The sequence below is a fragment of the Arthrobacter sp. SE2 genome (assembly GCF_058244265.1).
Window position 1 is genome coordinate 100250 of sequence record NZ_JBZAYA010000010.1, and the last position, 25282, is coordinate 125531.

General features: G+C 64.1%; 22 protein-coding genes and 1 riboswitch. Of the genes, 5 read left to right on the plus strand and 17 right to left on the minus strand.

What is annotated here, in order from left to right; genetic code table 11:
• Positions 1-77 precede the first annotated feature (77 nt).
• From rpmA to AC4CS3_RS14995, 4 genes are all read right to left on the minus strand, one after another.
• The gene (gene rpmA / locus AC4CS3_RS14980) at positions 78-341 is read right to left on the minus strand and encodes a 50S ribosomal protein L27 (protein ID WP_003803426.1); all 264 of its coding nucleotides are present in this window, start codon (positions 339-341) and stop codon (positions 78-80) included.
• A gap of 61 nt (positions 342-402) precedes the next feature.
• Positions 403-711 carry a 50S ribosomal protein L21 gene (gene rplU, locus AC4CS3_RS14985; RefSeq protein ID WP_028267456.1) on the minus strand — a complete coding sequence of 103 codons (309 nt, stop codon included), beginning with the start codon at positions 709-711 and terminating at the stop codon, positions 403-405.
• A 418-nt stretch (positions 712-1129) separates the two neighbouring features.
• Positions 1130-2650 (minus strand): bifunctional hydroxymethylpyrimidine kinase/phosphomethylpyrimidine kinase, encoded by a 1521-nt coding sequence (gene thiD / locus AC4CS3_RS14990; protein ID WP_490784130.1) that lies wholly within the window; start codon positions 2648-2650, stop codon positions 1130-1132.
• A riboswitch (TPP riboswitch) is annotated at positions 2642-2738 on the minus strand. Its footprint overlaps the gene before it by 9 nt.
• Positions 2739-2882: 144 nt before the next feature.
• Positions 2883-6020: an Rne/Rng family ribonuclease gene (locus AC4CS3_RS14995; RefSeq protein ID WP_490784131.1), complete on the minus strand. Its 3138-nt coding sequence runs from the start codon at positions 6018-6020 to the stop codon at positions 2883-2885.
• Positions 6021-6489: 469 nt separating this feature from the next.
• Here AC4CS3_RS14995 and AC4CS3_RS15000 point away from each other — a divergent pair, with 469 nt between their 5' ends.
• The gene (locus AC4CS3_RS15000) at positions 6490-7170 is read left to right on the plus strand and encodes a vitamin K epoxide reductase family protein (RefSeq protein WP_490784132.1); all 681 of its coding nucleotides are present in this window, start codon (positions 6490-6492) and stop codon (positions 7168-7170) included.
• Positions 7171-7249: 79 nt separating this feature from the next.
• Here the strand turns inward: AC4CS3_RS15000 and ndk are convergent, their stop codons facing one another.
• The 7 genes from ndk to AC4CS3_RS15035 all read right to left on the minus strand — a co-directional run bounded on the left by ndk (position 7250) and on the right by AC4CS3_RS15035 (position 15348).
• Positions 7250-7669: a nucleoside-diphosphate kinase gene (ndk, locus tag AC4CS3_RS15005; protein ID WP_284991209.1), complete on the minus strand. Its 420-nt coding sequence runs from the start codon at positions 7667-7669 to the stop codon at positions 7250-7252.
• A gap of 53 nt (positions 7670-7722) precedes the next feature.
• Positions 7723-8175 carry a DUF4233 domain-containing protein gene (locus tag AC4CS3_RS15010; RefSeq protein WP_490784133.1) on the minus strand — a complete coding sequence of 151 codons (453 nt, stop codon included), beginning with the start codon at positions 8173-8175 and terminating at the stop codon, positions 7723-7725.
• 2 nt (positions 8176-8177) lie between these two features.
• Complete coding sequence (locus AC4CS3_RS15015) at positions 8178-9539, minus strand: bifunctional folylpolyglutamate synthase/dihydrofolate synthase (protein ID WP_490784134.1); 1362 nt, start codon at positions 9537-9539, stop codon at positions 8178-8180.
• Positions 9540-9542: 3 nt separating this feature from the next.
• On the minus strand, positions 9543-12887 hold the full coding sequence (gene ileS / locus AC4CS3_RS15020; protein WP_490784135.1) for an isoleucine--tRNA ligase: 3345 nt from the start codon (positions 12885-12887) through the stop codon (positions 9543-9545).
• Positions 12888-13218: 331 nt separating this feature from the next.
• Positions 13219-13995 (minus strand): SDR family oxidoreductase, encoded by a 777-nt coding sequence (locus tag AC4CS3_RS15025; protein WP_490784136.1) that lies wholly within the window; start codon positions 13993-13995, stop codon positions 13219-13221.
• A complete protein-coding gene (locus tag AC4CS3_RS15030) occupies positions 13992-14426 on the minus strand; it encodes an NAD(P)-dependent oxidoreductase (protein WP_490784137.1) in 435 nt (144 codons plus the stop codon). The genes AC4CS3_RS15025 and AC4CS3_RS15030 overlap by 4 nt, the downstream gene beginning before the upstream one ends.
• 265 nt (positions 14427-14691) lie before the next feature.
• Positions 14692-15348 carry a TetR/AcrR family transcriptional regulator gene (locus AC4CS3_RS15035; RefSeq protein ID WP_490784138.1) on the minus strand — a complete coding sequence of 219 codons (657 nt, stop codon included), beginning with the start codon at positions 15346-15348 and terminating at the stop codon, positions 14692-14694.
• Between the two features lie 69 nt (positions 15349-15417).
• Between AC4CS3_RS15035 and AC4CS3_RS15040 the strand changes: the two genes are divergently transcribed.
• Both AC4CS3_RS15040 and AC4CS3_RS15045 read left to right on the plus strand, forming a co-directional pair.
• The gene (locus tag AC4CS3_RS15040) at positions 15418-16125 is read left to right on the plus strand and encodes a hypothetical protein (RefSeq protein ID WP_490784139.1); all 708 of its coding nucleotides are present in this window, start codon (positions 15418-15420) and stop codon (positions 16123-16125) included.
• Positions 16122-16772: a hypothetical protein gene (locus AC4CS3_RS15045; protein ID WP_490784140.1), complete on the plus strand. Its 651-nt coding sequence runs from the start codon at positions 16122-16124 to the stop codon at positions 16770-16772. The genes AC4CS3_RS15040 and AC4CS3_RS15045 overlap by 4 nt, the downstream gene beginning before the upstream one ends.
• Positions 16773-17087: 315 nt before the next feature.
• Here the strand turns inward: AC4CS3_RS15045 and AC4CS3_RS15050 are convergent, their stop codons facing one another.
• Both AC4CS3_RS15050 and AC4CS3_RS15055 read right to left on the minus strand, forming a co-directional pair.
• Entirely contained in the window at positions 17088-17231 is a 144-nt protein-coding gene (locus tag AC4CS3_RS15050) for a hypothetical protein (RefSeq protein WP_490784141.1), read from the minus strand.
• Positions 17232-17254: 23 nt separating this feature from the next.
• The gene (locus AC4CS3_RS15055) at positions 17255-17644 is read right to left on the minus strand and encodes a DUF488 domain-containing protein (protein WP_490784142.1); all 390 of its coding nucleotides are present in this window, start codon (positions 17642-17644) and stop codon (positions 17255-17257) included.
• Between the two features lie 63 nt (positions 17645-17707).
• Here AC4CS3_RS15055 and valS point away from each other — a divergent pair, with 63 nt between their 5' ends.
• Entirely contained in the window at positions 17708-20386 is a 2679-nt protein-coding gene (gene valS, locus AC4CS3_RS15060; protein ID WP_490784143.1) for a valine--tRNA ligase, read from the plus strand.
• 419 nt (positions 20387-20805) lie between these two features.
• On the plus strand, positions 20806-21681 hold the full coding sequence (locus AC4CS3_RS15065; protein ID WP_490784144.1) for an Fpg/Nei family DNA glycosylase: 876 nt from the start codon (positions 20806-20808) through the stop codon (positions 21679-21681).
• Between the two features lie 66 nt (positions 21682-21747).
• Here AC4CS3_RS15065 and AC4CS3_RS15070 read toward each other — a convergent pair whose 3' ends face one another.
• The 4 genes from AC4CS3_RS15070 to AC4CS3_RS15085 all read right to left on the minus strand — a co-directional run bounded on the left by AC4CS3_RS15070 (position 21748) and on the right by AC4CS3_RS15085 (position 25222).
• Positions 21748-22317, minus strand: a complete 570-nt coding sequence (locus AC4CS3_RS15070) for a mycothiol-dependent nitroreductase Rv2466c family protein (RefSeq protein ID WP_490784191.1) — start codon at positions 22315-22317, stop codon at positions 21748-21750.
• A gap of 126 nt (positions 22318-22443) precedes the next feature.
• Positions 22444-23730, minus strand: a complete 1287-nt coding sequence (gene clpX / locus AC4CS3_RS15075) for an ATP-dependent Clp protease ATP-binding subunit ClpX (protein ID WP_059389365.1) — start codon at positions 23728-23730, stop codon at positions 22444-22446.
• A gap of 184 nt (positions 23731-23914) precedes the next feature.
• Positions 23915-24574 carry an ATP-dependent Clp protease proteolytic subunit gene (locus AC4CS3_RS15080; RefSeq protein WP_234749864.1) on the minus strand — a complete coding sequence of 220 codons (660 nt, stop codon included), beginning with the start codon at positions 24572-24574 and terminating at the stop codon, positions 23915-23917.
• Positions 24575-24610: 36 nt separating this feature from the next.
• Entirely contained in the window at positions 24611-25222 is a 612-nt protein-coding gene (locus AC4CS3_RS15085) for an ATP-dependent Clp protease proteolytic subunit (protein WP_234749995.1), read from the minus strand.
• Positions 25223-25282 lie beyond the last annotated feature (60 nt).

Genomic DNA, 25282 nt, shown 5'->3' on the forward strand with positions numbered 1-25282 from the left:
ACTAGTAAATTCTAGTGCGGTTAAAAAGACAGGTGGAGCGGGCCATACGGCCCGCTCCACCCGTTCAGAACGTGTTATTACTCTGCAGCTGCAGCAGCAACGATGTTCACTACGCGACGGCCGCGGCGAGTACCGAACTCAACCGCACCTGCCTGCAGGGCGAACAGGGTGTCGTCGCCACCGCGGCCGACACCGGCGCCCGGGTGGAAGTGGGTGCCGCGCTGGCGGACGATGATCTCGCCTGCGGAAACGACCTGGCCACCGAAGCGCTTTACGCCGAGGTACTGGGCGTTGGAGTCACGACCGTTGCGAGTGGAGCTCGCGCCTTTTTTATGTGCCATTTGAAATGCCTGCCTTTAAAATTCTGGGGAATCTGTTGAAAACCTGAACAGCAACCAGTGGTTACTTGATACCGGTGATCTTGATCTTGGTGAGTTCTTGACGGTGACCCTGGCGCTTCTTGTAGCCGGTCTTGTTCTTGAACTTCTGGATGACGATCTTCGGACCACGGAGGTCTTCGAGGATCTCAGCCGTAACCTTGACCTTGGCCAGATCCGCAGCAGCGGAGGTGACCTTGTCACCGTCCACCAGGAGCAGTGCGGGCAGCTCAAGGGTGCTGCCGGCTCCACCGGGGACGCGGTTCAGGGTTACGTAGTCTCCAACGGAAACCTTTTCTTGGCGGCCGCCTGCGCGGACAATCGCGTACACCACTTGGGCACTCACTTCTCTCGACGTTTATTACTAAATTTGCGTGCGGAACCCCGATCCGAAACGGGCCTGGTTCACGCTGTGCCTCAACGCCGTGGACTCCGGTACGGAATCCATGAGTCATCCCTCGAATAGTTCCAAATGAAAGGTCAGTTCCAAATGAAGGTTTCTAGGGGCATAACCCAAGTGTTGGCGTAAGCACCGAAGATCTAGATTACGCTAGTTTCGCCTTCGGCTGCAAATGAGGCCAGGTCCGGAGGCTGCCACGTGATGGCTGCCACAGACTGGCTATGCGCCACCCGGTACCGTGCCCGTCCACCTTACCCTGCCGGCGGGGAAAAGCTCGGATCCCCACTCCGACACGCTGCAGCGTCCGCCTGAACAGGCGCTTCATCCTGCGCTTCCGCGCCAGGAACCGGGATCAGCCGTGCAACCTTGGAGCATCGAAGAACGCCGTTTCATACCGGCAGGATTGGGTGAAAGCCTCCATCATCGCCGTGCGCTCCGTGGGTGTTGCGGCCTGCGCGGCGGCATCCGTGATGTCGATCGCCTTGCGGGTTGCCTCTGCGAACGCCTCGTCTGCGTAGGTGCGCAGCCAATCCGCGTAAGGGTGCTCGTCCGACGCTCCCGCCTGTATATAGCCAAGGTGGAGCTGCTGTCCCACTTCGGCGTACAACCAGTAGCAGGGAAGCACGGCAGCCAGCAGGACGGCATAGCTGCCCGACGCCGACGCGGCGAGCAAATGGTCCACGTAGGCCTTGGTGACTGGACCCAGTTCTCCGCTTACCTGGCGTCCGCTGAGCCAATTCCGGTGTAGCTCGGACTCGACTTCAAGGCACATCTGCGAGCCGCGGGCCCAGAACAGCTGTTCGGTTTCACTCGGGGCGAGGGCGCTTGCCCGTGCCAGGACCCTCGAATAGCCGTTGAGATAGATGGCATCCTGCGACAGGTAATAGCTGAACTGCGCTTCGCTGAGGCCGCCGGTTTGCAAGTGCTGGATGAAGTCCAGGCCATAAATGGCCGCAAGTTCCGTTTGGGCGGCGTCCCACATCCGGACGGCAAAGTCCCCCGGATGAAGGTCCTGCTGGAGCGCGTGGAAATGGTGGATCGGCCCATTGCCCTTCCCCACTTCCAGCACCTCAGACTGGGTCAGCGCCCCCCGAAGCCAGGGCTTGACTACGCGCAGGGCAGACTCCCAATCGCCGAGCCGTGCCTTGGCCGTCGCCATGGCCGACGACAGGGAACATCCCGTGCCATGGCTGTTGCGGGTCTCCACGCGTTGACCGGCGAATTCCACCACGTCCTGGCTCAGGACTCCTTCGGTGTTGACCAAGGCGTCGGGGCAGCCCTCTCCCTGCAGATGGCCGCCCTTCACCAGGACGGTGTTTCCGCAGGCTGCAGCCAGGCGTTTGCCTTGCTCCAACGCCGATGCCCAGTCAATGGCAACAGGCTCGCCAAGCAGCATGGCCAATTCAGGAAGGTTGGGGGTCACCAAGTCAGCGAGGGGCAGAAGTTCCCGCAGCGCGGTTTCAGCGGACTCCGCCAGGAGCCGGTCGCCACTGGTCGCGATCATCACCGGATCCAGCACGACGACGGCGGGGCGCGCCTCGCCGAGCCAGCGACGGACTTCGTGGATGACGGCCGCGTCCCCGAGCATGCCGATTTTGACAGCATCGACGGTGATGTCGTCGCTAACGGCATCCAATTGCTGGCGCAGGAATTCCACGGGAGGCACATGGACGGCAGTGACGCCCCGCGTGTTTTGTACCGTGAGCGCCGTAATCACGGCCATGCCATAGCCTCCGTTGGCCGCAATGCTTTTGAGGTCTGCCTGAATCCCGGCACCACCCGAAGGATCCGAGCCGGCAATGCTGAGGACCCTCGGGATAGCTCGCTGGATGGCCTTGAGCGGGTAGACGGCTGATTGCGCTGAAACAGTCATGCAAGACATCCCTTCGCCGGTGCTAACCGGACAGGTTCAACGGGTCTGGTCTCAGCCGGCTTGGTGCGCGGCACCCCGTGTCAGTCCCCTAGCTTAACCCGGATCACACCTCGCCCGCTGAAATCGCCCTATGCAACCGTGCTGACCGTCCGGTGAATCGGCCGGCAACGACGAAGCCCCGGCGGTTTCCACATGAGCGGAAAGGGCCGGGGCTTCGGACAGGGTACTGCGTTTAGAGCTCGGACTTGGGCACGCCGACTCCGAGGATGATCGGTTCCGCTGCCGCCGTCGACTTGGCTGGAGCAGCGTCCGTTGCCTTGGCCTCGTGCGCGGCCCCACCGGAGGCGGCCGCGGCAACCTCGTGGTGCTCAACGTTGGTGGCGTTGGCGGCACCCTGGGCCCGGCTGGCGCTGCGGTTGCGACGGCCTCGGCGTCCACGCGAACCCGCTTCCGGGGATTCTCCGCTTGCAACGGCCGCGGGGGTCCCTGCGGGCGCTTCCTCGGCCTCAGTTGCCGTCGTCGCAGTGTCGGGAGCTTCTCCGAGGCCCGCGAATGCCTGTGCCAACAGGTCCAGGCTCATGGCAGGTGCACCACTCGCTGGCTCCTCTTCGTGGTGGACGAAGGGCAACGCAACTTCCTCGCCGCCGAATCGCAGCACAGGCTTCGAACGTTCCTCGCCACTCGAAGCAGCGGCAGGAGCCTGGACCGGGGCCGCGGGGGCCTGGGCCGGGGCTGCTTCCGCTACCTGCCCCTCGGCGAGCAAATCCGCCGCGTGGTGGATCTCGTCGTCGTGCAGGTGGGCAGCGTGGGCTGCCGCCGCGATGGTGGCAAGGGCTGCGCGGGTGGCTGCCTGGCGGTTCGGATCGGTGGATTCCACGGTATGGACCGGCACAGGAGGGGTGATCGGGAGCTCGGCAGCTCCCTGACCCGTGCCCCTGCCGCGGCGACGCTTGCGCTGCTCGGGGCGGACGGTCGGCTGTGACTCCGTGCGCGGGTGGTGGTGTTCAGCGGCCACCACGTTGGCCCGACGGTGCTCCACAGGCTCGTCGTGCGTGACGATTCCGCGACCGGCGCACGTTTCGCACTGCTCGCCGAAGACCTCCAGCAGGCCAGTGCCCATGCGCTTGCGCGTCATCTGGACCAACCCAAGGGACGTCACTTCGGCGACCTGGTGCTTGGTGCGGTCCCGGCCGAGGCACTCGACCAAGCGGCGCAACACGAGATCGCGGTTGGATTCCAGGACCATGTCGATGAAGTCGATCACGATGATTCCGCCGATGTCGCGCAAGCGCAGCTGACGGACCACTTCCTCGGCAGCCTCAAGGTTGTTCTTGGTGACGGTTTCCTCGAGGTTGCCACCGCTGCCGGTGAACTTCCCCGTGTTGACGTCGACAACCGTCATGGCCTCGGTGCGGTCGATCACGAGCGAACCACCGGAGGGCAGGAAGACCTTGCGCTCCAATGCCTTGTGGATCTGTTCGTCCACGCGCCATGCCGAGAAGATGTCCTGATCCGAGGTCCACTTTTCGAGGCGTCCCACCAGGTCCGGCGCCACGTAGGTGACGTAGGCCTCGATGGTGTCCCAGGCTTCGTCGCCGGAGACGATGAGCTTGGAGAAGTCCTCGTTGAAGACGTCGCGGACCACCTTGATGGTCAGGTCCGGTTCGCCGTACAGCAGTTCCGGCGCCAGGATCTTGGTGGACGTGGACTGGCTTTCGATGCCTTCCCACTGGGCCCGCAGGCGGTTGATGTCGTGCGTCAGCTCTTCCTCGGAAGCACCCTCGGCGGCGGTGCGGACAATGACGCCCGCGTTCTCCGGGAGGCGGTCCTTGAGGATCTTCTTCAGGCGGTTGCGCTCGACGTCCGGCAGCTTGCGGGAGATACCGGTCATTGACCCGCCCGGTACGTACACAAGGTAGCGGCCTGGGAGCGAAATCTGGCTCGTCAGCCGTGCGCCCTTGTGACCCACGGGGTCCTTGGTGACCTGGACCAACACGGAATCGCCTGATTTCAGGGCGTTTTCGATCCGGCGCGGCTTGCCTTCCAAGGTGACGGCATCCCAGTTGACTTCACCGGCGTACAGCACGGCGTTGCGGCCGCGTCCAATGTCGACGAACGCGGCTTCCATCGACGGCAGCACGTTCTGGACCTTGCCCAGGTAGACGTTGCCGATCAGGGAATCCTGCTGTGTCTTGGACACGAAGTGCTCTGCGAGCACGCCGTCTTCCAGGACACCGATCTGGATCCTGTCGTCGCGCTGCCGAACGATCATCTGGCGGTCGACGGACTCACGGCGGGCCAGGAATTCGGCCTCGGTGATGACCTGGCGGCGGCGGCCGGTCTCGCGGGACTCACGGCGGCGCTGCTTCTTGGCTTCAAGGCGAGTGGAGCCCTTGACGCTCGTGACGCGGTCGGAGCTGGTGGTGGACTCAACGTGTGCGCGGGGGGCACGGACACGGGTGACAGTGTTGGGGGGATCGTCGTCTCCGCCACCCGTCAGCTCCAGGTCCTGATCGCCACGACGACGGCGCCGACGACGGCGGGAGGTTACGCCTTCTTCGAGGACTTCCTCGGTACCGGCTTCTGTCTCGTCCTCGGATTCCGCGGACGTTTCTTCTCCCGTGGCTTCATCGCGCTCGTTGCCCCGGCGTCCACGACGCCCACGGCTGCGACGGCGACGGCGGCTGCCGGCTTCGTCCAGTTCGTTGTCCTCGGAAACTTCTTCGGCGTCAGCCTGCGGTTCCTCTTCGACGACCGCCGGCCTGGCAACGGCGCTCAAGTCCGGCGCCTGGAAGATCATGGAGGTGACGGAGCCAGGTTCCATGAACAACGAAGCGATCGGGCTTGCGGCTTCCGCCTCGACGGCCGGTTCCTCAGTGGTTTCCTCGGGCGCAATCTCCGCAGCCGGCGACTCCACCGTGGTTTCCTCGGCCGCAGCCTCGGCAGCCGGTGTTTGAACCGGGGCGTCTTCGGCGACGGGTTCGGGGCTCTTCGCCCTCGTCGTACGACGGCGGCGGACCGGCTTCTCGGGGGCAGCTTCGGCTTCTGCCGCTAGTTCAGGCGCGACGGCGGCGGCAGCCGTCGGAGCCTCGCCACCTTCCGTGGAAGCTTCTTCGGCGAAACCTGGCAGCGGCTCGGAAGTTTCGACCTTCTTTCGAGCCCTGGTGCGCCGGACGGGAGCCTTGGGCGCTTCGGTGTCCGTCGTTTCGGTGAGCGGCTCAGCGGCGGCAGCTCCGGCGTCGGGGGCTTCATCCGCGGTAACCGTCTTCGGTGCAGCCTTGCGGCGGGTGCGGGTGACCTTTTTGGGTGCTTCAGTGGTCTCGGTGGACGCCGCATCTTCGGCGGCGGCTACAACTTGCTCGTTATCCATATGTGGCAACACTCCTGCCCTTGCGCAACCGCCACATCCGGTGCCCAGAGAGGCAATATTGTCAAAACCCGCAGGCGTTGACAGAAGTCAGTAGTAGTCTTTCCGGTTCGCACCAGCATGGGGGTGCGGCATCCACGGAAAGCCGGCTTCGCTCCAAACCCGTTGTTCTAATGCCACAACCAGGTGCCGTCCATTGTCACTGCGGCGCTACCGGGGATCATTGGATCCCTGGCATGCCCTGCATATGACTGGCGATCTTGGGAACAAGATACCGGACCGGATTCCGCATGTGGATCGGCTTCCGGCCATGTTCATTCTCTCACACGCCCGCACTCCCGGCAGGAAGCGTGCCCTGAAAGCTTCCGTGCCGCCGCGTTCGCTGGACGCGTCCTCCAGCCTCCGCGGCTAGAATCCTCCCAAGAGCAGTCCCCGGTCCTGCGCCGGGCCATCCAGAAAAGGACAGCCAACCATGCCGAGCCCCGCCAGCCCGAACCTGGCCAATAACGATGCCCGCTCCCTCCGGCAGGAGAAAACCGGGAGGAGCCCCGACGGGGCCATGCCACGCATGGTCCGCGACCGCCCCTTTGCGTGGCTCCTCCTCGCCACCGGCGCCATTGCGTGGCTGGCATCCGGGGCCCTTGTGCTGGAAAAGCTGCAGGTTCTCCAGGACCCCAACCACATCACGGCCTGCGACCTCAATCCGTGGGTCTCCTGTGGCAGCGTCATGAAGACACCGCAGAGTTCGGTTTTCGGCTTCCCCAACATGTTCATCGGCATTGTCGCCTTCGCCGTCATCATCACCACCGCCATGGCGATCTTTGCCGGGGCCAAGTTCGCCCGCTGGTACTGGATCGGGCTGCAGACGGGCGTCACCCTGGGCTTCATCTTCATCGTCTGGCTCTGGTCCCAGGCACTGTATGTCATTCACATCCTGTGCCCGTTCTGCATGGTGGTGTGGGCATGCATGATCCCGCTCTTCGTCTTCGTGACCATCAGGAATGTGGCGCACGGGGTCATTCCAGCCCCCGCAGGCCTGGCCAAGATCCTGAGCGAATCCGGTTGGATCATTTCCGCGCTGCTCTACGTTGGCGTGATCGCGAGCATTTTCTTTGCCTTCATCAATGTCTTCATCGGGACGTCCGGTTACTGAGTACTTATCCCATTAACAGCGGAAGGGGCCCTTGTTCACCTGAACAGGGGCCCCTTCCGCTGTTGGCCTTGGCGGGAAACTACGCGCCGAACCAGATCTTGATCTCGCGCTCGGCGGAATCCACCGAGTCGGAACCGTGGACGAGGTTCTGCTGCACAGCCAGGCCCCAGTCACGACCGAAGTCGCCGCGGATGGTGCCGGGCGCCGCTGTCGTCGGGTCCGTGGTTCCGGCAAGGGAACGGAAGCCTTCGATCACGCGGTGGCCCTCGAAGATGGCAGCGACAACCGGTCCGCTGAGCATGAACTCGACCAGCGGCTCGTAGAACGGCTTGCCCAGGTGCTCTTCGTAGTGCTGCTCCAGCAGATCGCGGGTGGCGTTGACCTTCTTCAATTCGACCAAGGAGTATCCCTTGGACTCGATGCGGGCGAGGATGCTGCCGCTCAAGTTGCGGGCGACGCCGTCGGGCTTGATCAGTACAAGGGTGCGCTCAATGCTCACGGTTGCTCCAATGTTGAGTGTGTGGGTTTCCCAGCCAGTTTACGGGGTTTCGCTCAGGCGGACTGCCCGGCAGAGTCTTCCCCGTGCGAAGCGTTCCATTCGGCTTGCTCACGATCACGCTGGGCGTTCTCGCGGTCGATCCGCATGCCGGCACGGATGCCGTACCACCAGCACGCCGCGAAGAGGACTCCCACCACGAACATCGTGGGCTCGATGAAGCCGGAGGAAATCAAGACCGGCTGCAATACCCAGCCGACGCCAATGCCCCAGGGCCTGCCGAGCACGGCGCAAGCGAAGACCAGCACGAGGCTCAGGGTGATGCCGAATGTCAGGATCAGCGCCGGCTGCACCTCTCCACGCTTCAGCCCGAAGACTGCCAAGGTAGCGAAGAACGCGACGAAGGCCTCGAGAAGCAGAACGGTCGAAGCGAACATCACTTTGGTGGAGCGGCGCTTCTTGGGCATCCCGGGCCGCCATTCGCGCTGGGCTTTGGTCAGTTTGGCCACGCTTAGGAACCAACCTTCCCAAGAAGCATGCGGGCTTCGGCCACCACGGTGATGGAACCCGTGACGAGTACCCCGCCGGCCAGGTCATCGTTGGTTTCGGCACGTTCCACGGCCCACTCGATCGCGTCGTCCAGCTTCTCGGCGATGTGGACGTTGTCCGCACCGAAGCCAAGATCGACGGCTAGATCGGCCAATTGCGCGGCCGGGATGGCCCGCGGCGAGCTGGATTGCGTGAAACAGAACTCCTCTGCCAGTCCGCCCAGGGATTCCTTGAGCTGCCGCAAAATTTCCTCCGCGTCTTTTTCCTTCAGAATCCCGAGGACCACCACCAGCTTGCTGAAACTGAAGGCCTCTTCGATTGCCTCGGCCGAGACGCGGATGCCATCAGGGTTGTGGGCGGCGTCCACGATGATCGTGGGAGCAGTACGCACCACCTCAAGACGGCCGGGCGAGGTGACATTACCGAAAGCCTCGCGCAAGAGCTCGCCGTCAAGCTCCTTCTCACCGCCACCGAAGAACGCCTCCAGGGCCGCGACGGCGACTGCCGCGTTCTCGGCCTGGTGGGCGCCGTGCAAGGGCAGCAGCAGGTCCTCATAGCGGCCCGCGAGCCCTTGGATGGTCAGCACTTGGCCCCCGACGGCCACGCTGCGGGCCTCGACGCCGAATTCGACACCTTCGAAGCGGAACGGCACCCCCACCTCGCGAGCCTTCTCCAGGAGCACCTGCGCGGCGTCCACGGGCTGGGCCGCGCTGACCAGGAAGCCGCCGGGTTTGATGATGCCGGCCTTCTCGCGGGCGATGTCCTCGGTGGTGTCGCCCAGGAGATCCGTGTGGTCAAGCGAAATCGGCGTCACTACGGACACCTGCCCGTCGCCCACATTCGTGGCGTCGGTGATGCCGCCCAGCCCCACTTCAATCACGGCGACGTTGACGGGTTGGTCCGCGAAAATCGCGAAGCCAAGAATGGTCAGGCACTCGAAGTACGTGAGCCTGGGCTGGCCATCGGCCTCGAGTTCCTTGTCCACGATCTCGAGGTACGGACGGATCTCGTCCCAGATCCGGACAAAAGTCTCATCCGAAACCGGCTCGCCGTCGATGCTGATGCGCTCCGTGACCTTCGACAAGTGTGGGCTCGTGTAACGGCCCGTGCTCAAGCCGTGGGCGCGAAGCCCCGCCTCGATCATGCGGGCGGTGGATGTCTTGCCGTTGGTGCCCGTGATGTGGATGATCGGGAAGGCCTTGTTGGGCTCCCCCAGCACATCCATCGCCCGGTACAGGGGCGCCAGCCGCGGCTCCATTTTGTTTTCCGGGGCGCGGCCCAGGAGTTCGGCGTAGACGCTTTCTACGGAGAATTCGTCGCTCATGTACTAGGCCTCGATCTTGGTCACGGTGATCTGCGGCTCGGCCGCGTCGCCGGAGACGACGGGGTCGAGCTTGAGGGACAGGGTTTCGGTCTTGACCAGCTCTTCATTGGCGCGCAAGGCGTCAACAACGTCGGGGACAGCCAGGACCGTGGTGTGGATGCGGTCGCTCACGTTGAGTCCGGCGTCCTTGCGGGCCTGCTGGATGGCGCGGACCATGTCGCGCGCCAGGCCTTCGGCAGCCAGTTCCGGAGTGACTTCGGTGTTCAGGACCACAAAGCCACCGCCCGGAAGGACTGCGACCGCCGCGGACGAACCATCCGCGGATTCCGCGACGACCGTCTCGAGCGTGTACTCCTGCGATTCGAGCTCGAGGCCGCCTGCCGTCACCACTCCTGCGTCGGAAACGGACCAGTCGCCGGACTTGGAACCCTTGATGGCCTGCTGGACGTTCTTGCCCAGTCGCGGACCTGCCGCGCGGGCGTTGACCACGAGTTTCTGCTCGATGCCGAATTCCTCCGGCGACGCCGTGGCGGCGTCGAGGAGTCGGACGGACCGCAGGTTCAGTTCATCCGCGACGACGGCGGCGAAGCCTTCCAGCGCATCCGCGCCGGGTGCCACTACCGTGAGCTCCTGGAGCGGCAGGCGGACGCGAAGGTTGGCGGCCTTGCGCAGGCTGGAGCCGGTGGAGCAGATCTGCTGGACCCGGTCCATGGCCTCGACGAGTTCCGGGTTTGCCGGGAACAGCGATGCCTCGGGCCAGTCTGCGAGGTGCACGGAGCGCCCGCCGGTCAGGCCGCGCCAGATCTCCTCGGAAACGAGGGGCAACAGCGACGCCGAGACACGGCAGACGGCTTCGAGGGCCGTGTGGAGTGCATCGAAGGCGTCGGTGTTCTCATCGAAGAAGCGCTGACGGCTGCGGCGCACGTACCAGTTGGTGAGCATGTCCAAGTAGCTGCGCAGTTCATCGCAGGCCCCGGAGATGTCGTATTCGTCCAAGCTGGCGGTGATGTTGCGGACAAGGTCCCCGGTGTTTGCCAGCAAGTACTGGTCCATTGTGTCCGTGTAGCCGTCGTAGCGCAGCTTGGCATCATAGCCGGCGCCACTATTGGAGGCGTTCGTGTATAGCGTGAAGAAGCTGTAGACGTTCCACAGCGGCAGGATGACTTGGCGGACGCCGTCGCGGATTCCCTGTTCGGTGACCACGAGGTTGCCGCCGCGCAGGATGGGACTGGACATCAGGAACCAGCGCATGGCGTCGGAGCCGTCGCGGTCCAGGACCTCGGAGACGTCCGGGTAGTTGCGCAGGCTCTTGGACATCTTCTGCCCGTCGGAGCCCAGGACGATGCCATGGCTGATCACATTGCGGAAGGCGGGCCGGTCGAAGAGGGCCGTGGACAGGATGTGCAGCATGTAGAACCAGCCACGGGTCTGCCCGATGTACTCGACGATAAAGTCGGCAGGGTTGTGGGTGTCGAACCATTCCTCGTTCTGGAACGGATAGTGCACCTGGCCATAGGGCATGGAGCCCGAGTCGAACCAGACGTCCAGCACGTCCTCGACCCGGCGCATGGTGGACTGGCCCTCTTCAGGGGAGCGTGGGTCGTCCGGGTTGGGCCGGGTGAGTTCATCGATGAACGGGCGGTGCAGGTCAACCTGGCCGTCGTTGTTCACCGGAAGGCGGCCGAAATCTGCCTGCATTTCGGCGAGGGAGCCGTAAACGTCCGTGCGTGGGTACTCGGGGTCATCGGACTGCCACACCGGGATGGGTGAGCCCCAGTAGCGGTTGCGGCTGATGGACCAGTCGCGGGCGTTGGCAAGCCACTTGCCGAACTGTCCGTCCTTGACGTTGCCCGGGATCCAGTTGATCTCCTGGTTCAGTTCGGACATCCGGTCCTTGAACTTGGTGACCTCCACATACCAAGAGGACACGGCACGGTAGATCAAGGGATTGCGGCAGCGCCAGCAGTGCGGGTAGCTGTGCTCGTAACTGGCCTGGCGGACCAAACGACCGCCGGAACGCAGTGCCTGGGTGATCGGCTTGTTGGCATCGAACACCTGCAGCCCGGAGATTTCGGCGAGCGGTCCGTGCGCGAACAAGTGAAGGAACTTGGCGCCTTCGTCGACCGAAAGCACCACGGGGATGCCCGCGTCCTCACAGACCTTCTGGTCGTCCTCGCCGTAGGCCGGGGCCTGATGGACGATGCCCGTACCGTCAGTCGTGGTGACGTAGTCCGCCACGAGGAAACGCCAGCCGTTCTGCGTTCCGTACTTCTCGGTGTCGGAGAAGTAGTCCCAGAGCGGCTCGTACTCCAGGCCGGCCAACTCGGTGCCGGTGTAGCTGGCCGTGACAGCGGCGGTGGCGGCAGCTACGCCATCGGCACCATCACCGTACCCAAGATCCTTCGCGTAGGTGCCGAGCAGATCGGCGGCGAGCAGGAAGCTACCCGTCACAGGAGCCTCCGCGGAGGCGGCCTTGATGCCGTTGGGACCGGCCGGAACCACCGCGTAGGCGATGTCGGGCCCGACGGCGAGCGCCAGGTTGGTGGGCAGGGTCCAGGGGGTCGTGGTCCAAGCGAGGGCTTGCACACCTTCAAGGGACTTGGAGAGTTCCGACTCCCCCGCCTTGATGGGGAAGGTCACCGTGACGGTCTGGTCCTGGCGGTTCTTGTAGACGTCGTCATCCATGCGCAGCTCATGGTTGGACAGCGGCGTCTCGTCTTTCCAGCAGTACGGCAGGACACGGTAACCGTTGTAGGTGAGGCCCTTCTCGTGGAGCTGCTTGAAGGCCCAAAGGACAGACTCCATGTACTCGACGTTCAGGGTCTTGTAGTCGTTGTCGAAGTCCACCCAGCGTGCCTGGCGCGTGACGTAGCTCTTCCATTCGTCTGCGTACTTCATGACGGAGGCGCGGCAGGCGTCGTTGAACTTGTCGATGCCCATCGCTTCGATCTGGGTCTTGTCCGTCATGCCCAGTTGCTTCATGGCCTCGAGTTCCGCGGGCAGGCCGTGGGTGTCCCAGCCGAAGCGCCGTTCGACGCGCTTGCCGCGCTGGGTCTGGTAGCGGCCCACCAGGTCCTTGGCGTAGCCGGTCAGGAGGTGCCCGTAGTGGGGCAGTCCGTTGGCGAAGGGAGGACCGTCGTAGAAGACGAACTCGTTGCTGCCGGGGTGCCCACCGGGCAGATCAGCGTCGCGCTGGTCGATGCTGGCTTGGAAGGTGCCGTCTTCATCCCAGTATTTGAGGATGCGCTCTTCGATCTCAGGGAACTTCACGGAGGCGGACACCCCTGTGGAAGTGCCGGACGGAGCTGTGCCTGAAAGTGCCGCGGAGGCCTTGGGGTAATACGTCATCTCTTCATCCTGGGTTGAGCCGGTGAACACAAAGTTTCATTCAGGATGCGAGGACGGCGCCAGCTGCGTTGTTTCCAACAGCGCCGGTACCGCGGTACCACCTCACTTACCGCCGCTGGCACTGCCCCTTGTGAAGAGGAACTGTTCCGGCGTCGGCCGCTCATTGCTGCTGTGACGGGCTTACCCGTCCGGTTCTACTGACCCCAGTGGTGGCGGGGGCGTTCTTCCGGAAGCTCACCGGTGATGTCCGGGTCAAAGCTTGTGCCACAAGTCTAGCGGCAGCGGCGCCGGGAGCTCCACTTGAGGGCATGGGGCGCGCGCCGCCGGAAACTTAGCCCTTGCGGATCAACTTGTGGGTAGCGGCCTGCGCCACCGGGCGGACGATGATCTCGTCGAGGTTGATGTGGTGCGGCACTGAGACCGCGTACTTGACGACGTCGGCGACGTCCTCGGGTGTGAGCGGCTTCTCGACGCCGGCGTACACCTTGGCTGCCGCAGTTGCGTCGCCGAGGCGGTTGAGCGCGAATTCCTCCGTGTGGACGAGGCCTGGCGCCACCTCGATGACGCGGATGTTGTTCTCGGCTTCCTCCAGGCGCAGGGCGCCGGTCATGGCGTGCTGGGCGAACTTGGCCGCGTTGTACCCGCCGCCGCCCTCGTAGGCCGTGAATCCCGCAGTCGACGTGAGGTTCAAAACTGTGCCCTCGCCATTGGCTCGCAGCATCGGGAGGAAGGCCCGTGTCAGCTTCAGGGTGCCGAGCACGTTGACTTGGTACATCCAGTCCCAGTCTTCGGTCTGGGCATTGGCCAGGGTGTCCGCGCCCCGAGCGCCGCCGGCAATGTTGATGAGCGTGTCCGCTCCCCCTGCCTCGGTGACGGCGGAGAGCAAGGCCGCGACGTCGTCGTCGTTGGTGATATCGGCGGCGAACGGCACAGCGCCGCTCTCGGCGCGGAGTGCCTCGAGCCGTTCCGCACGGCGGGCGACGGCGAATACCTTCCATCCATCGGCGGCGAGGGCCCGCACCGTGGCTTCGCCGATTCCCGTGCTGGCGCCGGTGACTACTGCCGTCTTGTTCTGTGCTGCTGTCGTGTTCTGGGCTCCCAAAGTCATGGCACCACTTTATCGGTGCCCGCGGGCTCTACGTCACCGGGCTGCCCGCCCAACCGAGCCGCGCCGGTTACGGCCTGGCTGCCGCCCCGAGCACCACGTTGACCGGTTCCTGCCCCGACTGCAACAGCTCGATCTGTTTGCGGATGGGCCGCGCCATCCGGGGGCAGCATGGCGGTGCTGGCACCGCCCACGTGCGGAGTGATCAGGACGCCCGGAACGGTCCACAGGGGATGGTCGCGCGGCAGCGGTTCAGGGTCCGTGACGCCCACGGCCGCTCGGAGGCTGCCGGAGGACGTCTCGCGCAGCAGCGCCTCCGTATCCGCGACGGTCCCGCGCGCCACGTTGACCAGCAGCGGGCCGTCCGGCATCGCCGCCAGGAACCGGGCGTCGACCAGCTTGCGGGTCTGCTCGTTCAGCGGAACACTGACCACCACAATCTCGTGCAGCGGTAGCTGTTCGTACAGGGAATCAATCCCGTGGATCCGGCCGCGGCCGTCATCCGGCCCGCGCCGTGCGGCTGGGCTGGATTTGCAGGCAGATCCGCAGAGCGAAGTCGAATGATTGAGCAGAATCCGACAGTGTCCATGCGGCTGCGGACGCCGCCGCTACCGGTCGGCTTTGACCACCGTGAACAGCACGGCCGAGTCCGCTTCCCCTTCCAGCCTGTGCAGCCCGTCCGGCACGATCCGTTCAACTTCAACTGCCCTCGGCAACCGGGTCGGCAAACAGCATCCCTGGAAGCAGGTCACAGAGCCACACCATGATCTGCTCGTGGCTCCACCCACGCTCGGAGGCGAGCAAGTTGTAGGTGCTGTCGCCGTAAACGGTCATGAAAGCGTCGGTCAGCTCGTCGAATGGCAGGTCAGCCCGGAGCGGCCCCTTCGCCGCCAGTATCGCCAGGACCTGGCCAAACCCATCTTGGCGGAGGGTCTCATGGTACTGGTGCGTCCGGCGCACCTCTTCGTCGGTGAGGGCAGCGGCGCGGAGCACTTCGGAGATGGCTGCGGCGCGCGCAAAAACGCCACCGACGCCACGGATGAAAATCCTCAGGGCCTCCGCCGCGCCGGGCTCCGCCACCATGTCCGCCCACCAGGACTTGGCCTGCGGCAGGCCGGGATCCTCTTCACCCAGGACCGCGGCGTCAATGACGGCACTGATCAGTTCGGGCTTTGTATGGAACACAAAGTACACGGTCTGCGAGGCCACTCCCGCACGGGCGGCGATGCCCGCCATCGTGGCCCCGTGGAACCCGCGGGCAATAAATTCCTGGTGCGCAGCCTGGATGATCTTGCGCCTTGTGGCGTCCGCCTTGTTCCTGCGGATGCTCTTGACGGGTAGTGCCTTCGGGTCCATATTTAGAGCATCTCACTAGAGCATTACTTCAGTGAACTTCAGTGAGCTTCATAGACAAGGAAATGTGTCATGAAAACGCCGAACCAGCACTCCTTCCTCACCATCCGAGCCGCTGGCGTGCTCTGCTTTTGGACCGCTGTGCTCGGTGCAGCCTCGGGTATCTTTTTAGCCTTCGTTCAGCCCGCCGTACCTGAAAACCAATGGAGCTACCCGCTGAACGTCACGGCCTTTACCGCTATTCAGGTGTGGTTCGCCCTCCAGCATGTGGGCCTCCTGCTCGGCCTGCTTGCCCTGGGGTGGACCGGAGCTCTGGGCCAAAGCACTCTTGCACGCATCGGACATCCCGCTGCCGCCGCCTCCGTGCTCGGGCTCGCAGTGACGGAACTCGCAGCCATTACGGCCGCCCACGACACCAAGGACTCGCCACTCGTAGGTTTGCTTGGCGCAGCCTATGGCGTCTTCAGCATCGTGGTAGGCGCCGCGCTGGTTTTGGACGGAATCGCGGCGGTGCGGGCCGGGGTCTGGCAGGGCTGGCAGCGCTGGATTCCGCTCGCCTTGGGCGTGTGGGTCTTCGTGCCCATGCTCCCGACCCTGGCACTGTCATTCACCGGCGCCAGGTTCGCCATAGCCGGCTGGATGCTTCTCTTCGCGGCCCTGGGTTGGGTACTGGCAAGGCACGACGAGCGCACGGTGCAGAAGACCCCGTTGGCCGGACGGCCGGACCGGAGCGCGCACCCGTTGCCCAAGCCGGTTCCCGAGACAAAGAGAGTCCCGTGAACTCGAACTCCTTCGGCGCTCGTAATGCCGCGTTCATAGCGATCGGCGCCACATGCGGGCTTGCCTGGGCCGCAGGTTTCCGCGGCTATATGGTGGAGCTCGCAGGCCCGGCATCCACTTTCAGCTGGTGGGGGACTTTCGGCGCTCTCCTCCTGCCTGGGGCCACAGCGGGCGGACTGCTGGGCTGGGCGGAAGCACTCCGGCGCACTGGCGGCCGACGGGGATGGCGCTGGCTCGCCCTTGCGCCGCTGGTGTTTGCCGTCGCCCCGATGCTGATGCCCGGCGCGATTGTCACCCTTCTCACCCAAGGACTCGGCGGAGGTGCGATCGCCGTCGCCCTGATGGCGCTCGGCGGGGGCTATACCCTCTCCGGCCGGGGTCCGCTTTGGAGCAGGCTGGTCTCCGGCCTGGTCACCGCAGCACTCGTCGTAGCACTCGCGTTGTCCGGACCCGGAATTGCGGGCCCTGGGCTCGCCCTCACCGAACCGCGCGGCGCCTGGGTTTCCGTATTGGCCACCTCGTTCGTTGTTGCGCTTGCCCTCGCCTCGTCGATCCCGCACCGGCCCATCGTTACCTCCGCGGACCAGGCCACTTCAGACCGGACCGTCCGACCCGAATCCGGTGCTGCCCGGAAGACCGCCGCGTAACCGGGACCCTACGTTGTTTTCGCCAGCGCCGACCGCGTCGCGGCGCTAGCCGCGCGTCGCTGCAGCACCCACGAACCCGAACAGCGTTCCGGCCGCGACTGCAACGAGCGGGCGCTTCCCCGTGGGATACAGCCAGGGCACAGCGAACACGCCGACTGCGAAGTGAGCCCGTTCACGGCGCTCATGGTGACCGCCAGCCATTCGGTCCCTGCGGCCACCCCGAATCCTCCGCCGCTGCAAGGGCACCCGGCGGTGACGGACTCGAGGAGTCAGCGAGGAAGGCCATTGCGAAATACGCCGCCGAGACGGGCAGTGTCAGCACCACCACTGCCGCATCAGCCGCTCCCGGAACACGGCATCCAGATCCATTTCGAAGGAACCGGCGACGAGCGCGGCCCCAACGGCCGCAAAGGTCACCGACAGATAAACGACGACGACGGCCCTCGCCCATCGCGGCAAGGACCTTCTGTCCGGCGGATGCTTCACTCGTTCACACGCCGCGCTGCCGGATCGAGGCGCAACAGGAACTCCAGCAGCACGCGGGCGTGATTTACTTCAGGATCCCTGGCGCCGTAGAGCAGCGTCACACGCTTCTTCCCCGCGGCCAGCTCCAGCATCTGCTCCACCGCGGGATTCTGTTCCAGTTCGGCCTCGTAAGAGCGGCGGAAGTCCTCGAATCGCTCCTGCATATGGGCAAACTCCGTGCGCAGCGGCGGCGAGGGCGCGATCTCCTTGAGCCAGAGATCCAGCCGTGCGCGTTCTTTGGATACCCCTCGGGGCCAGAGCCGGTCCACCAGAACCCGGTAGCCGTCGTCGTCGGCTGCTTCGTCATAGATGCGCTTGATAGCCAAAACATCCTTGAGTTCGGTCATGGCCCGCATGCTACTGCACGTCCGCGTGCCACGGAACAAAGGGCGCCATGAAACAATTGGCCCATGGCTGAATCAACGCAGGGTACAGACACGCCCGCCACCGCCCCCATCAACGTTCCCGACAAGCCGGCCCTTGAAGGCCTTGAGGCTGCCCTGACGCAGCGCTGGCTGGACGAAGGAACCTACAAGTTCAACCCGGACACCACCCGGGAGCAGGTCTACTCGATCGACACTCCCCCGCCTACCGCATCCGGTTCGCTCCACGTGGGCCACATGTTCTCGTTCACGCAGACGGATGTCCAGGCCCGCTACATGCGCATGACCGGCAAGAACGTCTTCTACCCGATGGGTTGGGACGACAACGGGCTGCCCACCGAGCGCCGCGTCCAGAACTACTACGGCGTCCGCTGCGATCCCGCCATCCCCTACAACGCGGACTACCGCCCGCCGGCACAGCCGGCGAAGAACCAGCGCGACTTCGACGTCGTCTCGCGCCAGAACTTCATCGAACTCTGCGAAGAACTCGCCGTCGAGGACGAGAAGGTCTTCGAGAACCTGTTCCAGACCCTCGGCCTGTCCGTTGACTGGGACCTGACGTACCGCACGATCGACGACACCTCCCGTGCGGTGTCCCAGCGCGCCTTCCTCGCCAACCTGAACGCCGGGGACGCCTACATGGCCGAGGCCCCCACCCTGTGGGACGTGACGTTCCGTACCGCCGTCGCGCAAGCCGAGCTGGAGGACCGCGAAGTTGCCGGCGCGTACTACCGCTACCCCTTCTTCACCGCCGACGGCGAGAAGATCTACATCGAAACAACGCGTCCGGAACTGCTCGCCGCGTGCGCCGCATTGGTGGCAAACCCCGACGACGAGCGCTACCAGCCGCTGTTCGGCAAGACCGTCAGGTCCCCCCTGTTCGACGTCGAGCTCGAGGTCAAAGCCCACCCGCTCGCCAAGGCGGACAAGGGGTCCGGCATCGCCATGGTCTGTACCTTCGGCGACCTCACTGACGTCACCTGGTGGCGCGAGCTGCAGTTGCCCACCCGCGCCATCATGGGCCGCGACGGCCGCATCATCGCCGAGACACCTGAGTGGATCACCACCGACGCCGGCAAGGAAGCCTACGCTGCAATCGCCGGCAAGACGGCGTTCTCTGCCAAGGAGACGGTGGTTGAGCTTCTCATTGCCGCCGAGCTGCTGGATGGCGAGCCCAAGAAGATCACCCACCCCGTGAACTTCTTCGAGAAGGGCGACAAGCCCCTTGAAGTTGTCACGTCGCGCCAGTGGTACATCCGCAATGGCGGGCGGGACGAAGACCGCCGCGAACGGCTGATCGCGCGCGGACACGAGATCGAGTTCCACCCGTCCTTCATGCGCTCACGCTACGAGAACTGGATCTCCGGGCTGAACGGCGACTGGCTCGTTTCGCGCCAGCGCTTCTTCGGCGTGCCGATCCCCGTCTGGTACCCGTTGGATGCCCAGGGCAACCCGGACTACGAAAACCCCATCCTGCCGTCCGACGAGTCCCTGCCCGTGGACCCTGCGGCGGACGCGGCCCCCGGCTTCGACGAGTCCCAGCGCGAGCAGCCCAACGGCTTCATCGGCGACGCGGATGTCCTGGACACCTGGGCCACGTCTTCTCTGACCCCGCAGATCGTGGGCGGCTGGAGCCGTGACGAGGATCTGTTCGGCAAGGTCTACCCCTTCGACCTCCGCCCGCAGGGCCACGACATCATCCGCACCTGGCTCTTCTCCTCGGCTGTCCGGGCAGATGCCCTGCAGAACAGCGCACCGTGGAAGCACGCGGCCATCTCGGGCTGGATCCTGGACCCGGACCGCAAGAAGATGTCCAAGTCCAAGGGCAACGTGGTTGTTCCCACCGACGTTCTGAACGAATTCGGCTCCGACGCCGTCCGTTACTGGGCCGCCTCGGCCAAGCTCGGTGCGGACACTGCCTATGAGATCGCCCAGATGAAGATCGGCCGCCGCCTGGCCATCAAGCTGCTCAACGCTTCCAAGTTCGTGTTGAACCTGGGGGCTACCGAGAACTCGGTGGTCGGCGCGGACCTGTCCGTCCTCACCAACCCCGGGGTTGGTCTCCCCCACGCGGAAAAAACGCCCGCGCGGGGGCCCCTGACCAACCCCTTAGACCGGGCATTGCTCGCCCAGCTGGCCGACGTCGTGGCGCAGTCCACCAAGGCGTTCGACAACTACGACTACGCCCGCGCCCTGCAGATCACCGAATCGTTCTTCTGGCAGTTCACGGACGACTACGTGGAGCTCATTAAGGACCGCGCCTACGGTGCCGCCGGCGAGACTGAGCAGGCATCCGTGCTTGCTGCCCTTGCCACCACGCTGGACTCGCTGTTGCGCCTGTTCGCGCCGTTCCTGCCCTTCGCCACCGAAGAGGTCTGGAGCTGGTGGCGCACGGGTTCAGTCCACCGCGCGGCGTGGCCGGCAGCCATGGAAATCGTCGACGGCGACACCACCATGCTGGGCACCGTCGGCATCGCGCTGAGCGGCATCCGCAAAGCCAAGTCCGAGGCCAAGGTCAAGCAGCGCACCGAGGTCCTCTCGGCCACCATCACCGCTACCGAGTCGTTTGTTGCACAGCTGGAAGCCGGGCTGGGAGACCTGAAGGCCGCGGCCAACGCGCAGGAGATCTCACTGGTATCCGGCGACGGCGAACTCACGGTGAGCGACGTGGTCCTGGCACCTGCCGAGGAGCCCGCTCAAGCGTAGTTTGGGAGAGCCCGGGAGTTCCGGGGCTGCCCGGGAGTTTCCGGGCAAAGGCGAATTTGCGGGCAGTACCGGGAATTTCCGGGCAAAGGGGAAGCCCCATCAGCGTTTAGCCGTTGGTGGGGCTTCGACTCTTCGGCTGTCTGGTGACGTCTTGACAGTCTGGCGGAATCCTCGGACTTTCAGGTCTTCCTACCTCGTCACTGGTAGCTTGCATCCAACTTTGCCGAAGGCTGCGTCAGATACATATCACTGAATCTCTGGTTTCCGTGTCCCTCTTCTTTCGAAGTGGGTAAGTTCCATTCTTGACCCCCTCCCCGGCAAGCACAAGCCCTCTTCAGGAACTACTGGCATGTAATTCGAGGGCCTCGTGGCAGGCCCCCGGGTTACCGGGGTTGCGTGCTTTGTGGCACAGTGTTGCTATGCCAGAACTTCCCGAAGTGGCCGGGTTGACTGCTTTCCTGGGCAGGAATCTTCTCGGCGCCGAACTGACGAAGATCCAGATCACTTCTTTTGCCGTGCTGAAGACAGCCGATCCGCCTTACTCAGCCCTGGAGGGTCGCAAAATCGTCGGCGTGGAACGCTTCGGAAAGTTCGTCAGTCTCGACGCCGAGGGCATCCATTTCATCTTCCACCTCGCCAAGGCCGGGTGGCTCCGCTACACGGAGCAGCCATCGCAGACCCAGCTACGGATGGGCGGGAGCAACATTGCCGCGAGGCTCGGCTTCACCAAGAGCGACGGCTCAACCCACGTCGGCGTGGACCTCACGGAGGCCGGAACCAAGAAGAGCCTTGCCGTGTACGTGGTGCGCAACCCCGTGGACGTTCCCGGGATCGCGACACTCGGTCCGGACCCCCTGAGCCCTGCGTTCAACGAAGAAACCCTGGCCGGAATCCTTTCCACAAGCGCGCATCAGATCAAGGGACTCCTTCGGAGCCAAAGTGTCATAGCGGGAATCGGGAACGCCTACAGTGACGAGATCCTTCACGCAGCCAGGATTTCACCGTTCGCGATCGCCAAGTCGCTGGACAAGGAAACCACCCATGTCCTCTATGAGTCCATCGAAAGCGTCCTGGGTGCGGCTGTGGCCGCCGCCGTCGGGAAAGCCTCAAGCGAACTCAAGGACGCGAAGCGGAACACCATGCGGGTCCACGGCAGGGCGGGTCAGCCTTGCCCCGCGTGCGGGACCACCATCCGCGAGGTGTCCTTTGCCGACACCGCGTTGCAATATTGCCCTGGCTGCCAGACGAACGGAAAGATCCTGGCGGACCGTAGAACGTCGCGTTTCCTGAAATAGCCGTGCCTGCGGCTCAGACGACCGCCGCGGCCCGGGCTAGTTGGATTCAGGCCGGTTGAATTCAGGCTAGTTGAATTCCGGGCTTTCCGTGCGGCTGCGCTTGAGCTCGAAGAAGTGCGGGTAACCGGCCAAGGTGACGGTGGCGTCCCAGATCCGGCCGGCTTCCTCGCCGCGGGGAATGCGGGTCAGGACAGGGCCGAAGAAGGCCGTGCCGTTGACGGCGACCACGGGGGTGCCGACATCCTGGCCCACCAGGGAGATCCCCGATTCGTGGCTGGCACGCAAGTGGACGTCGTATTCCTCGGAATCGGCGAAGCGGGCCAACTCGGCCGGCAGTCCGGTTTCAGCGAGTGCCTTGGAGATGACCTCGGCGAAATCCTTGATCCCTTCGTGATGGATGAGGGAACCCATCGCGTCGTACAGCGGCTTGATGTACTCGTCTCCGTGCAGCTCGCGGGCGGCAATGATGACGCGGACAGGTCCCCAGCCCAGCTTCATCTTCTCCGTGTATTCGGCAGGCAGCTCGCGGCCTTCGTTGAGGACAGAGAGACTCATGACGTTCCAGCTGGTCTCGATCCCCCGAACGTCTTCCACTTCACCGATCCAGCGGGATGTCACCCAGGCAAATGGGCACATGGGATCGAACCAGAAATCAACCTTGTTGGCGGTCTGCTCGGGCACAGGGAACTCCTTCGATAGGCGTAAGGGGGCGCGGCTCGCCGGACGAAAACGGTGTCCGGCACCAATGATGCCAACCTCAGGCTAGGCGGACTTATTCCGACGCTTCGCAATGACCTCGTGCGCGATCATGGTGGGCTGGCCCTTCTTGTTCACGGCGTCGGCAGTGATGACGACGCTGGCGATGTCGTCCCTGCTGGGCAAGTCGAACATGACCGGCAGCAGCACTTCCTCCATGATGGCACGCAGGCCGCGGGCTCCCGTGCCACGTTCAAGGGCTTGGTCGGCAATCGAGTCAAGGGCGTCGTCGTCGAACAAAAGCTCCACGCCGTCCAGCTGGAACATCTTCTGGTACTGCTTGATCAGGGCGTTCTTGGGCTTGGAAAGGATCTGGATGAGCGCGGAGCGGTCAAGGTTGGACACGGTGGTGATCACAGGCAGGCGCCCGATGAATTCGGGAATGAGCCCGAACTTGAGCAAATCCTCCGGCATCACCTCGCCGTAGCTGTCCGCGTTGTCCTTGACCTCGTTGAGCGGGGCCCCGAAGCCGATGCCCTTCCGGCCGGACCGCGATCCGATGATGTCCTCGAGCCCGGCGAAAGCACCGGCCACAATGAACAGCACGTTGGTGGTATCGATCTGGATGAATTCCTGGTGCGGGTGTTTACGTCCGCCCTGCGGCGGAACCGAGGCCACGGTGCCTTCGAGGATCTTCAGGAGCGCCTGTTGCACGCCTTCGCCGGACACATCGCGCGTGATGGACGGGTTCTCGCTCTTGCGCGAAATCTTGTCGATCTCGTCGATGTAGATGATGCCTTGTTCGGCCTTCTTGACGTCGTAGTCGGCAGCCTGGATGAGCTTCAGCAGGATGTTCTCGACGTCTTCGCCGACGTATCCGGCCTCAGTCAGGGCCGTGGCGTCGGCGACGGCGAAGGGTACGTTCAGGCGGCGGGCCAGGGTCTGTGCCAGGTAGGTCTTGCCGCAGCCGGTGGGGCCGATCAGCAGGATGTTGGACTTGGCGATCTCCACGTCTTCGTGGTGTCCGCCTTCGCCGAGGCCGGTCTTCGGTGCGTGACCGGCCTGGATGCGCTTGTAGTGGTTATAGACCGCGACGGCGAGGGAGCGTTTCGCGGGCTCTTGGCCAATGACGTATTCCTGGAGGAAATCGAAGATCTCCCGCGGCTTGGGCAACTCGAAGCTACCAAGATCCGATACTTCGGCGAGTTCCTCTTCGATGATCTCGTTGCAGAGTTCGATGCACTCGTCGCAGATGTACACGCCGGGCCCGGCAATCAGCTTCCGAACCTGCTTTTGGCTCTTTCCGCAGAAAGAACACTTCAGCAGATCCGTGCTCTCGCCAATCCGAGCCATGTGGGATTCCCTTCGTTTCATGCGGGTGGTGCAGCCCCGTACCTATCCGCAATTTCGCAAGATCGCAGCGGGGGGCGCCACCATGACAACTTCCACTGTAGGACACAATGGGCTGCTTGGGTTGAAACAGAACGCCGATGCGGTCCATATTTCCTGAACCGCACCGGCGTCGAGTTTTGGCCAGTTACCTGGCGATCGCCTGGGGCTTGATCTTGCGGGAATCGAGCACCTGGTCGATCAATCCGTAGTTCATTGCCTCGGCAGCGGTGAGGATCTTGTCGCGCTCGATATCGTTGTTGACCTGTTCCGGCGTCCGCCCGGAGTGCTTGGCCAGCGTGTCCTCAAGCCATGAGCGCATGCGCATGACTTCTGCGGCCTGGATCTCGAGGTCGGAGGCCTGGCCCCCTTGGCCGCCGGACAGCGACGGCTGGTGGATCAGGACCCGGGCGTTGGGCAGGGCGAGGCGCTTGCCCGCCGTACCCGCCGCGAGCAGCACGGCCGCGGCGCTGGCCGCCTGGCCCAGGCAAACGGTCTGGATCTCCGGACGAATGTACGTCATCGTGTCGTAGATCGCCGTCATGGCCGTGAACGAACCTCCCGGGGAGTTGATGTACAACGTGATGTCGCGGTCCGGGTCCGTGGACTCGAGCACCAGCAGCTGGGCCATGATGTCGTCGGCGGAAGCGTCGTCAACCTGCACGCCGAGGAAGATGATGCGGTCCTCGAAGAGCTTCGTGTACGGGTCCTGGCGCTTGAAGCCGTAGGGCGTGCGCTCCTCGAATTGCGGGAGGACATAGCGGCTGGACGGGAGATTACCGGCAGACCATCCAAAGTTGTAGTTCATGTTATTGCTCCTGATCTGAATGTTTCTTGGTGCCGGTTAGTTCTCTGAGTTCGAGGCGTTGGCCGTTCCGCCACCGCCGGCAACCGAGCCTGCGTGGGCGGCGATCTTGTCGAAGAAGCCGTACTCGAGAGCGTCGACGGCCGTGAACCACTTGTCGCGGTCATTGTCCTTGAGGATCGTATCTACAGTCTGCCCGGTCTGTTCGGCAGTCAGCTCGGCCATCACCTTCTTCATGTGAAGGATCAGCTCCGCCTGGATCTTGATATCCGACGCCGTGCCGCCGATGCCGCCGGAAGGCTGGTGCATCAGGATGCGGGCGTTGGGCGTGGCGTAGCGCTTGCCCTTGGTGCCCGAGGAAAGGAGGAACTGGCCCATCGAGGCCGCGAGCCCGGTGGCAACCGTCACCACGTCGTTCGGGATGAACTGCATGGTGTCGTAAATGGCCATGCCGGCAGTCACGGAGCCGCCAGGAGAGTTGATGTACAGGTAGATGTCCTTCTCCGGGTCTTCAGCCGAGAGGAGGAGGAGCTGGGAGCAGATCGCGTTGGCGTTCTCGTCGCGGACTTCGGATCCGAGCCAGATGATGCGCTCTTTCAGCAGGCGGTTGTAGATGTAGTTGTCCTGGGCCGCTGGATCGACGGTTGCCATCCTGGGGGCCTCTGCGTGCTGTGACATAAGTACTTACCTCTCGCTGGTGACAGGGCCATT